Here is an 8,977-nt window from a genome sequence, read left to right on the forward strand (position 1 = left end):
CCTCTTATGACGCTCCGTCAGGAGCGGCACAGGTCACACGGTCAACAATTACTTGTTGATCTTGACGACCTGGCCGGCGCCCACGGTCCGGCCACCCTCACGGATGGCGAACTTGAGGCCCTCCTCCATGGCGACGGGCTGGATCAGCTCGACGGTCATGGCGGTGTTGTCGCCCGGCATGACCATCTCGGTGCCCTCGGGGAGGGTCACGACGCCGGTCACGTCCGTGGTACGGAAGTAGAACTGCGGGCGGTAGTTGTTGAAGAACGGGGTGTGACGGCCACCCTCGTCCTTCGACAGGATGTAGGCCTGGGCCTCGAACTCGGTGTGCGGCGTGACCGAACCGGGCTTGATGATGACCTGGCCGCGCTCGACATCCTCGCGCTTGATGCCACGGAGGAGCAGACCGACGTTCTCACCGGCCTGGCCCTCGTCGAGCAGCTTGCGGAACATCTCGATGCCGGTGACCGTGGTGGTGACCTTCTCGGTCTTGATACCGACGATGTCGACGGTCTCGTTGACCTTGAGGACACCACGCTCGATACGACCGGTGACGACGGTGCCACGACCGGTGATCGTGAAGACGTCCTCGATCGGCATCAGGAACGGCTTGTCGACGTCACGCTCGGGCTGCGGGATCGCCTCGTCGACGGCGGCCATCAGGTTCAGGACCGACTGGCCCCACTCCTTGTCGCCCTCGAGCGCCTTGAGCGCCGAGACCTTGACGACCGGCAGGTCGTCGCCCGGGAACTCGTACTCGGAGAGGAGCTCACGGACCTCGAGCTCGACGAGCTCCAGGATCTCCTCGTCGTCCACCATGTCGGCCTTGTTCAGGGCGACGACGATGTACGGAACGCCGACCTGGCGGGCCAGGAGCACGTGCTCCTTGGTCTGCGGCATCGGGCCGTCGGTGGCGGCGACCACGAGGATGGCGCCGTCCATCTGCGCCGCACCCGTGATCATGTTCTTGATGTAGTCCGCGTGACCGGGGCAGTCGACGTGGGCGTAGTGACGCGACTCGGTCTGGTACTCGACGTGCGCGATGGAGATGGTGATACCGCGCTGGCGCTCCTCAGGAGCCTTGTCGATCTGGTCGAAGGCCGAGGCCTCGTTCAGGTCCGGGTACGCGTCGTGCAGCACCTTGGTAATGGCGGCCGTGAGGGTCGTCTTACCGTGGTCAATGTGACCGATGGTGCCGATGTTGACGTGCGGCTTAGTCCGCTCGAACTTCGCCTTCGCCACTGGGGTCCTCCTGGAGTGGTTCTGAACGCCTTGCTTCATCGGCGCCAGGTGATCTTTGCTGGGATGCCATCCGCCGGGGCCCGATCCCTCGGGTTTCGTGGGGCGAAGCCCCGGCGACTGGTGTCAAGCCTAAAGCGTGCACTCGGGTGAGTTACTCGCCCTTGGCCTTCGCGATGATCTCCTCGGCGACGTTCCGGGGAACCTCGGCGTAGGAGTCGAACTGCATCGAGTAGCTTGCGCGACCCGAGGTCTTGCTACGGAGGTCTCCGACGTAGCCGAACATCTCCGAGAGGGGCACGAGGCCCTTCACGACGCGAGCGCCGCTGCGCTCCTCCATGGCCTGAATCTGACCACGGCGGGAGTTGATGTCGCCGATGACCTCACCCATGTAGTCCTCGGGCGTGGTGACCTCGACGGACATCATCGGCTCGAGGATGACCGGCGAAGCCTTGCGCGCGGCCTCCTTGAAGGCCTGCGAACCGGCGATCTTGAACGCGAGTTCGGAGGAGTCGACCTCGTGGTAGCCACCGTCGAGAAGGATGACGCGGACGCCAGTCATCTCGTAGCCGGCCAGGATGCCGAACTGCATGGCCTCCTGCGCACCGGCGTCGACCGAAGGGATGTACTCCTTCGGGATGCGGCCACCGGTGACCTTGTTCACGAACTCGTACGAGGCGTCGCCGCCCTCGATGGGCTCGATCGCGATCTGCACCTTGGCGAACTGACCGGTACCACCGGTCTGCTTCTTGTGGGTGAAGTCCACGCGCTCGACGGCCTTGCGGATCGTCTCGCGGTACGCGACCTGCGGCTTGCCGACGTTCGCCTCGACCTTGAACTCGCGACGCATACGGTCGACGAGGATGTCGAGGTGAAGCTCGCCCATACCACCGATGATGGTCTGGCCGGTCTCCTCGTCCGAGTGAACCTGGAAGGAGGGGTCCTCCTCCGCGAGACGCTGGATGGCAACACCCAGCTTCTCCTGGTCACCCTTGGACTTGGGCTCGATCGCGACCTGAATGACCGGCGCCGGGAAGTCCATGGACTCCAGGATGACCGGGTTCTTCTCGTCGCACAGCGTCTCACCGGTGGTGGTCTGCTTCAGGCCCATGACGGCGACGATGTCGCCGGCGCCCACCGAGTCGATCTCCTCACGCTTGTTCGCGTGCATGCGGTAGATCTTGCCGATGCGCTCACGCTTGCCCTTGACGGAGTTCAGCACCGAGGTGCCGGCCTCCAGGCGACCGGAGTAGATCCGGACGAAGGTGAGCTTGCCGAGGTGCGGGTCGCTCGCGATCTTGAAGGCGAGCGCGGAGAGCGGCTCGTCCTCGGAAGGCTTGCGCTTCACGACGACCTCGGCGTCCTTGACGTCGTGGCCCTCGATGGCCTCGACGTCCAGGGGCGAGGGGAGGTAGCGGACGACCGCGTCGAGCAGGGGCTGAACACCCTTGTTCTTGAAGGCGGTGCCACAGAACACGGGGGTGACCGTGGTCTCGCCACCCTTGCCGGAGGCAATGGTGATACGACGGATCGCGGCGTACAGCTGCTCCTCGGTGGGCTCCTGGCCCTCGAGGAAGAGCTCCATGATCTCTTCGTCGTTCTCCGCGACGGTCTCGACCAGCTTGCCGCGCCACTCTTCAGCAGCCTCGGTGTGCGTGGCCGGGATGTCGACGACGTCGTACATCTCGCCCTTGGTCGCTTCCGCGGACCAGACCAGGGCCTTCATGCGGACGAGGTCCACAACACCCTGGAAGTCCATCTCGGAACCGATGGGGAGCTGCATGACGATCGGGGTCGCGCCGAGGCGCTCCACGATCATGTCGACACAGCGGTGGAACTCGGCACCCGTGCGGTCGAGCTTGTTGACGAAGCAGATACGCGGAACGCCGTAGCGGTCCGCCTGACGCCAGACAGTCTCGGACTGGGGCTCGACACCGGCGACGCCGTCGAACACCGTCACAGCACCGTCGAGCACGCGGAGCGAACGCTCCACCTCGACGGTGAAGTCGACGTGGCCCGGGGTGTCGATGATGTTGATGGTGTGATCGACGTCCTCGAGCGGCCAGTGGCAGGTCGTCGCGGCGGACGTGATGGTGATGCCGCGCTCCTGCTCCTGCTCCATCCAGTCCATCGTGGCAGCGCCGTCGTGGACTTCACCGATCTTGTACGAAACGCCGGTGTAGAACAGGATCCGCTCGGTGGTGGTCGTCTTGCCCGCGTCGATGTGAGCCATGATGCCGATGTTGCGCACCTTGGCAAGGTCAAGCGAAGTGGTAGCCATATCGGCTCAGTCTTCTCTCGGTCTCGATGTGGGTTGCGACTACCAGCGGTAGTGCGCGAAGGCCTTGTTGGACTCGGCCATCTTGTGCGTGTCCTCACGCTTCTTGACCGAAGCACCGAGGCCGTTGGAGGCGTCGAGGAGCTCGTTCATGAGGCGCTCGGTCATGGTCTTCTCGCGACGGGCGCGGGAGTAACCCACGAGCCAGCGGAGCGCGAGGGTGGAGGCGCGACCGGGCTTGACCTCGATCGGCACCTGGTAGGTGGCGCCACCGACACGGCGGGACTTGACCTCGAGGGACGGCTTCACGTTCTCGAGCGCGCGCTTCAGCGTGATGACCGGGTCGTTGCCGGTCTTCTCGCGGAGGCCTTCCATGGCGCCGTAGACGATGCGCTCGGCGGTGGAGCGCTTGCCGTCCAGCAGGATCTTGTTGATCAGCGAGGTGACAAGAGGAGAGCTGTAGACCGGGTCGATGATGACCGGGCGCTTCGGGGCGGGGCCCTTACGAGGCATTCTTACTTCTCCTTCTTGGCGCCGTAGCGGCTGCGAGCCTGCTTACGGTTCTTGACGCCCTGCGTGTCGAGGGAACCGCGGATGATCTTGTAACGAACACCCGGCAGGTCCTTCACACGGCCACCACGCACGAGCACGATGGAGTGCTCCTGCAGGTTGTGACCCTCACCCGGGATGTAGGCCGTGACCTCGATGCCCGAGGTCAGACGCACACGCGCGACCTTACGGAGGGCCGAGTTCGGCTTCTTCGGGGTGGTCGTGAACACACGCGTGCAGACGCCGCGACGCTGAGGGGAACCCTCGAGTGCGGGCGTCTTGTTCTTCTCGACCTTGTCCTGCCGGCCCTTCCGGACCAGCTGCTGGATCGTAGGCACTACTTCTCCGGTTTCTGTGTGCCGTCGTAAAACTAACCTGGAACACAGCACCGACCCACGCGGTCGGGTGTGTCGAATACTGCGGACCTCCGCCGAGGGCGGAAAAGGCGCAGATTGCGGTGGCCGTTGACGAACTCGCCGTGCGGCTGATGACACGCACACGAGCCCAGGCACACCCCAGGCACAAGGTCTGAGCGTACCTATCGCATGGACTCCGGTCAAAACAAATGCCCATGCGCACGGGCACCCGGCCGACGGCGGGGAACGAATCCCGGAACGGTGGGTATGCCGGCCGTGACGGAGAGCCTGTGGGCCGAAGCGGGATCACCCTCCCGGTGGGCGTCACGGAGACTCCGCGGACCCGCCGTGATCTCCCTCCCGACGGGCGTCACGGAGAGCCCATGACCCCGCCGGAAACCCCCTTCCGGCAGGCGTCACGGAGACTCCGCGACCGGCGGGATCACCCTCCCGACAGGCGCCACGGAGAGCCCGCGGCCCACCGGAACTCCCTCCCGGCAGGCCCGTGGTCCGGATGCGCGCGGGCCCGGCGGGATCCCTCTCCGACGGGCCCACGGCGGGGCGCGAGCCTCGGTCGCGCGCGGGGGTCATTCCCGGGTGGCGCGGCGCGGCTCGCCGGGGGTGCGCGGCTCGGCCTCCTCCTCGCCGGGCTCCAGGAACTGGTTGACGACCTTGACGAACACGCCCATCCGCTCGTCGGGGACGCCGAGCCAGCGGGCGAAGTCCTCCATGGTGGGCTGCCAGTCGCCCGGCGGCAGCAGATCCGCCGCCAGGGGCAGCTCGTCCGGGGTGACCCGGCCGGACCGGATCAGCATGTCGCGTACGGAGACCCCGAGAAGGGGGGCGATCCTGCGCATGGTCTCCAGGTCGGGCATGCTCTGCCGCTGCAGCAGCCGGGTCACGGCAGCCCGGTGCACGCCGGCCTCGTCCGCGATCCGGGACTTTCCTCCACCGCGCGGACTGTCGATGTCATAGCCGCGCGCTCTCATCAGGCCTTCCACCCAGCCTGCGAACTCGTCGAGCCCTTGAGTGCTCATGTACAGCTCCCTAACTCCCCACCCTCCGGGGACCACACTCTAGCGTGCTTGCGCGCAAAGAATTACGTGCTTTTGAGCGCGCAATCGTGTCGAATCGGTGAAGGGTGCTCCACAAACTTGTTGCGCGCTCGCACGCAACATGTCACTCTCTGACTCGCCGTCGCACTCGTCGGCCTCACGAGTCCCAGGAGTCACACCGGCCCCAGGGGTTCGGTGGCCCGGACCGTGGAGAAGAACCTTGCTCCTACCCGACTCGTCCTCATGGCAGGCCGCCGCCGCGTGCGTCGGCCTCTCCCCGTCCGTCGTCTTCTCCCGCCGCGCCCAGCAGGCGGCCCCGGCGCTGCGCGCCTGCGCCGCCTGTCCCGTCCGCCGGGAGTGCGAGACGGCCGTGGCCCCCGCGGAGAGCTGGTTCGACGGCGTATGCGCGGGCCGTCTCTGGCGCAACGGCCGCGCCGTGCCCGAGGCGCGTACGGCGAAGGTCCTGGGCGCCGCCGCCGGGGGCATCCGTGGCTGAGCCCGCCGTCGAACGGATCCTCACCGACATCGCCCTGTGGGCCGCCTCCCTCGCCCGGCAGTTCCCCGAGCTCGCCGAGGAGCTCGCGCCCGGCCGCCGCTCGCCCACCGGCGCCGCACCCGCCGCGCCGCACCCCGGCCGCGACGAACTGATCCGTGAGGAGCGCCGCGAGGCGCTGCTGCTCCAGCAGCGGCACGGGCTCGTGGTCCCGGGCCACGGCGCCGCGCCGATCCGGCTGCACGTCAGCGATGCGATCCGCGACATCACGGACGGTGCGGTGGAGCTGGAGGAGGCGGTACGCGCCCGGCTCGGCCTCCCCCGCCCCGGCCGCGCCCCGGTCGTGGAGCGGCTGCGGCGGACCATGGCCCTGCTCGACGAGATCGCGGTCCACCCCGACCTGGCCCGGCACGTGCGCGACGAACTGCGCCGGATGGCACGGCGGTGCGCGCGGACGCTCGGTGACACGGAGACGGTCGTCCGGGTCTCGGGGCGCTGCCCGTGGTGCGACTCGGTGTCGCTGCGGGCGTTCCCGGACCGGCGGGCGGTGCTGTGCGTCAACCCGGCCTGCACGTGCGCGGTGGACGACTGCGGCTGCCAGGACGACCCCGCGTACCGGCATGTGTGGCCGGAGGAGCGGTGGGGCGAGCTGGCCGACGCGTCGGGCGCCCGCACGGAGGAGATCGAGACGGCGATGGACACGCCCAGAAGCACCCCTGGTGGGACCACCCGGGAAGACCAGGACACCGAGGCCACCGAGGAGCGCCCGTGCTGACGTCCCCGACCCTGCCGGCCCTGATCCCCGGCCCCCTGGCCGCCGAGGAGGCCGGCGTGGCCCCGGCGACGATCCGCAAGTGGGTCCAGCTGGGCCACCTGCGAGCGGCCGGCAAGGCGGGCAGGGCCCAACTGTTCCGCCTGGAGGACGTCTTCGCCGCGGAACGGACCGCCCGCCGCCGGCCTCGTACCGCATAGACCCGTCCGTATGCGCGCACGGAACGACGAGGCGCCTCGTATCTCTCCCGAGAGATACGAGGCGCTTCGTCGTTCCCCGGGTATCGACCGCCACGTCGCCGAGCCTCGCCTAGAGTGCGGTGCCGGGCGGGACGGGCCCACGGAGCACAGGGGGTACGGGTCATGAGCTGGTACGTGCTGGTGGAGGCCAACGAGACGTACGGCGGCGACAGCACGTGGGACCTGGTGGCCAAGGTCCCCGTCGAAGGTGGGCGGGAAGCGGCCATCGCCCGGGCCGAGGAGATAAGCCGCACGTCGTTGAGCGGCACCCCGCCCGAGGGGGAGGGCCGTCTCGTCTTCCGTACGTCTCCGACGAGTTGGCTCGTGGAGAAGTCCCGCTTGGTGCGGCACGAGCGCTCCGCGGAGCCGATCAAGCACACCCGGCACATGCGCGTCCACGTCGCCGAGCTGGTGATGGCGCAGGAGCCTGCCCCCCTCGATCCCCCCAGGAAGGGCTGGCGGCGGAACTAGCCGCCCCGGCCCCATCAGGCGCTCCCGGGCGGGTGATCCCAGTCGGTCGACGAACTAGTTGCGTGCGCGCACGCTCTCTGTCACAGTTGGTGCAGCGGCGGAGCTGTGCCCGAACAACGGGCGACGGCTTCGCCGTTCGCCGTCCGGGAGCGCTCCGCGCCCCCTCCCCCTTCCCCGCGTCGAGCGCCCCGGACGGCCCCCGCACCGCCTCGCACCGCCCCGTCCCGCCTCCCCTTCCACCGAGGAGAACCGTCATGACCACTCCCCCGAGTGCGTTCCCGGACGTCGAGAAGCTGGTCGTCGACGTCCTCAAGGCCGACCCGGCCCTCGCCGGCGCCACGATCGCCGTCCAGGCGCCGGCCGGCTTCGACGGCACGCAGAGCGCCGTCCTGGTCAACCGCCGCGGCGGCGCCTGGATCGGCGACCTGCACGTCGACAAGCCGCTAATCGAGTTCGAGGTGTACGGGCCCACCAAGAACGCGGCCCATGTGCTCGCCAACGGCGCCCGGCGCGCGCTGCTCGCCACCATCGGCAAGCAGATCGGCGTCAACCTCGTCCACGACGTGGAGGAGATGGACGGGCCGCGCTGGCTGCCGGACTACCTCTACCGGGGAGCCAACCGCTACCTCTGCGTGATCCAGCTCTCCCTGAGCGTCTTCTGAGCCCGTCCGGCTCCCTGACGAACGCTCACCCCACAGACCAGGCCTCGCCGTCCGGCGGGGCCTTTGTCGTACCCGGGCCCTCCGCCCGGTGCGGCACCCCACCCCTCTCTACACAAGGAGAAACCCACCATGGCCGGAAACAACTCCGCCGAGATCCGCGTCGCAGGCATCGGCAAGCTCTACGTGGCCAATGCCGGCACCGACGTCCCGGCCTTCGGCACCGACTCCGCCACCGACTGGGCGTCCTGGACGGACCTCGGCTTCACCACCGGTGACGGCGTCACCTTCTCGAAGAAGGACAAGCTGGAGGCCATCGACTCGTGGCAGTCGGTCTCCCCGGTGCACTACATCTACTCGGCCCGTGACCTCTCGCTGAAGTTCTCCATGCTTCAGTTCAACGAGGACACGCTGCCGTTCTTCATGGGCGGCGGCAAGGTCGAGGCGGCGGCCGCGCCGGCGACCGACACCTACAAGTACGAGATCGCCGAGCGTCCGTTCGCGGACGTGCGCGCCCTCGGCCTGGAGTTCACCGACGTCAAGGCCGGTGGCACGACCGCGGTCACCTACCGCTTCATCATCCCCCGCGGTCAGGTCACCGCATCCGACGACATCAAGCTGGCCCGCAAGGCGGCGTCGCAGCTGGGCATCACCTTCACGGCCATGTCGAACGGCAACGGCAAGCCGCTGGCCTCCTTCCTCATGAAGGACAGCCAGTACAGCACCACCGTCTGACCTCTGCTCCACCCCGGGGCGGGGGGGGGGGGGGCGCGGCGCGCCCCCCCCCCCCCTACACCCAAACACAACGAAAAACGCCAAACACACAAACCCGCGCGCGGAGAAAAAAAAACACACACACCACAACA

The 8,977-nt window shown here is 68.0% G+C and carries 11 protein-coding genes; 6 read left to right on the plus strand and 5 right to left on the minus strand.

Features of this window, described 5'->3' with window-relative positions:
- Nucleotides 1–48: 48 nt before the first annotated feature.
- The 5 genes from tuf to ACFC0D_RS37310 form a co-directional block, all read right to left on the minus strand.
- Nucleotides 49–1,242, minus strand: coding sequence for an elongation factor Tu (gene tuf / locus ACFC0D_RS37290; RefSeq protein WP_361445373.1), 1,194 nt, complete (start codon nucleotides 1,240–1,242; stop codon nucleotides 49–51).
- A 151-nt stretch (nucleotides 1,243–1,393) separates the two neighbouring features.
- Nucleotides 1,394–3,520 (minus strand): elongation factor G, encoded by a 2,127-nt coding sequence (gene fusA / locus ACFC0D_RS37295; RefSeq protein WP_376446245.1) that lies wholly within the window; start codon nucleotides 3,518–3,520, stop codon nucleotides 1,394–1,396.
- Nucleotides 3,521–3,559: 39 nt separating this feature from the next.
- Nucleotides 3,560–4,030 carry a 30S ribosomal protein S7 gene (gene rpsG / locus ACFC0D_RS37300; protein WP_003966970.1) on the minus strand — a complete coding sequence of 157 codons (471 nt, stop codon included), beginning with the start codon at nucleotides 4,028–4,030 and terminating at the stop codon, nucleotides 3,560–3,562.
- Nucleotides 4,031–4,032: 2 nt separating this feature from the next.
- Entirely contained in the window at nucleotides 4,033–4,404 is a 372-nt protein-coding gene (gene rpsL / locus ACFC0D_RS37305) for a 30S ribosomal protein S12 (protein ID WP_003948652.1), read from the minus strand.
- A 605-nt stretch (nucleotides 4,405–5,009) separates the two neighbouring features.
- Nucleotides 5,010–5,459: a helix-turn-helix domain-containing protein gene (locus tag ACFC0D_RS37310; RefSeq protein WP_376446249.1), complete on the minus strand. Its 450-nt coding sequence runs from the start codon at nucleotides 5,457–5,459 to the stop codon at nucleotides 5,010–5,012.
- Between the two features lie 238 nt (nucleotides 5,460–5,697).
- Here ACFC0D_RS37310 and ACFC0D_RS37315 point away from each other — a divergent pair, with 238 nt between their 5' ends.
- The 6 genes from ACFC0D_RS37315 to ACFC0D_RS37340 all read left to right on the plus strand — a co-directional run bounded on the left by ACFC0D_RS37315 (nucleotide 5,698) and on the right by ACFC0D_RS37340 (nucleotide 8,846).
- Nucleotides 5,698–5,973, plus strand: coding sequence for a WhiB family transcriptional regulator (locus ACFC0D_RS37315; RefSeq protein ID WP_376446251.1), 276 nt, complete (start codon nucleotides 5,698–5,700; stop codon nucleotides 5,971–5,973).
- A complete protein-coding gene (locus ACFC0D_RS37320; protein WP_376446254.1) occupies nucleotides 5,966–6,745 on the plus strand; it encodes a hypothetical protein in 780 nt (259 codons plus the stop codon). The genes ACFC0D_RS37315 and ACFC0D_RS37320 overlap by 8 nt, the downstream gene beginning before the upstream one ends.
- Nucleotides 6,739–6,942, plus strand: a complete 204-nt coding sequence (locus tag ACFC0D_RS37325) for a hypothetical protein (protein ID WP_376446257.1) — start codon at nucleotides 6,739–6,741, stop codon at nucleotides 6,940–6,942. Before ACFC0D_RS37320 ends, ACFC0D_RS37325 begins: the two co-directional genes overlap by 7 nt.
- 162 nt (nucleotides 6,943–7,104) lie before the next feature.
- Entirely contained in the window at nucleotides 7,105–7,452 is a 348-nt protein-coding gene (locus ACFC0D_RS37330) for a hypothetical protein (protein ID WP_376446259.1), read from the plus strand.
- A 254-nt stretch (nucleotides 7,453–7,706) separates the two neighbouring features.
- Entirely contained in the window at nucleotides 7,707–8,114 is a 408-nt protein-coding gene (locus ACFC0D_RS37335) for a hypothetical protein (RefSeq protein ID WP_376446262.1), read from the plus strand.
- A 129-nt stretch (nucleotides 8,115–8,243) separates the two neighbouring features.
- Entirely contained in the window at nucleotides 8,244–8,846 is a 603-nt protein-coding gene (locus tag ACFC0D_RS37340; RefSeq protein ID WP_376446265.1) for a phage tail protein, read from the plus strand.
- The last annotated feature ends 131 nt before the right edge of the window (nucleotides 8,847–8,977 follow it).

This window comes from Streptomyces sp. NPDC056222 (assembly GCF_042264065.1).
Classification (GTDB): domain Bacteria; phylum Actinomycetota; class Actinomycetes; order Streptomycetales; family Streptomycetaceae; genus Streptomyces.

What these genes read in the sequence shown, in the direction of transcription:
- fusA (WP_376446245.1), bottom strand. Translation starts at nt 3,520, where the DNA reads ATGGCTACCACTTCGCTTGACCTTGCCAAGGTGCGCAACATCGGCATC.
- rpsG (WP_003966970.1), bottom strand. Translation starts at nt 4,030, where the DNA reads ATGCCTCGTAAGGGCCCCGCCCCGAAGCGCCCGGTCATCATCGACCCG.
- ACFC0D_RS37310 (WP_376446249.1), bottom strand. Translation starts at nt 5,459, where the DNA reads ATGAGCACTCAAGGGCTCGACGAGTTCGCAGGCTGGGTGGAAGGCCTG.
- ACFC0D_RS37330 (WP_376446259.1), top strand. Translation starts at nt 7,105, where the DNA reads ATGAGCTGGTACGTGCTGGTGGAGGCCAACGAGACGTACGGCGGCGAC.
- ACFC0D_RS37335 (WP_376446262.1), top strand. Translation starts at nt 7,707, where the DNA reads ATGACCACTCCCCCGAGTGCGTTCCCGGACGTCGAGAAGCTGGTCGTC.
- ACFC0D_RS37340 (WP_376446265.1), top strand. Translation starts at nt 8,244, where the DNA reads ATGGCCGGAAACAACTCCGCCGAGATCCGCGTCGCAGGCATCGGCAAG.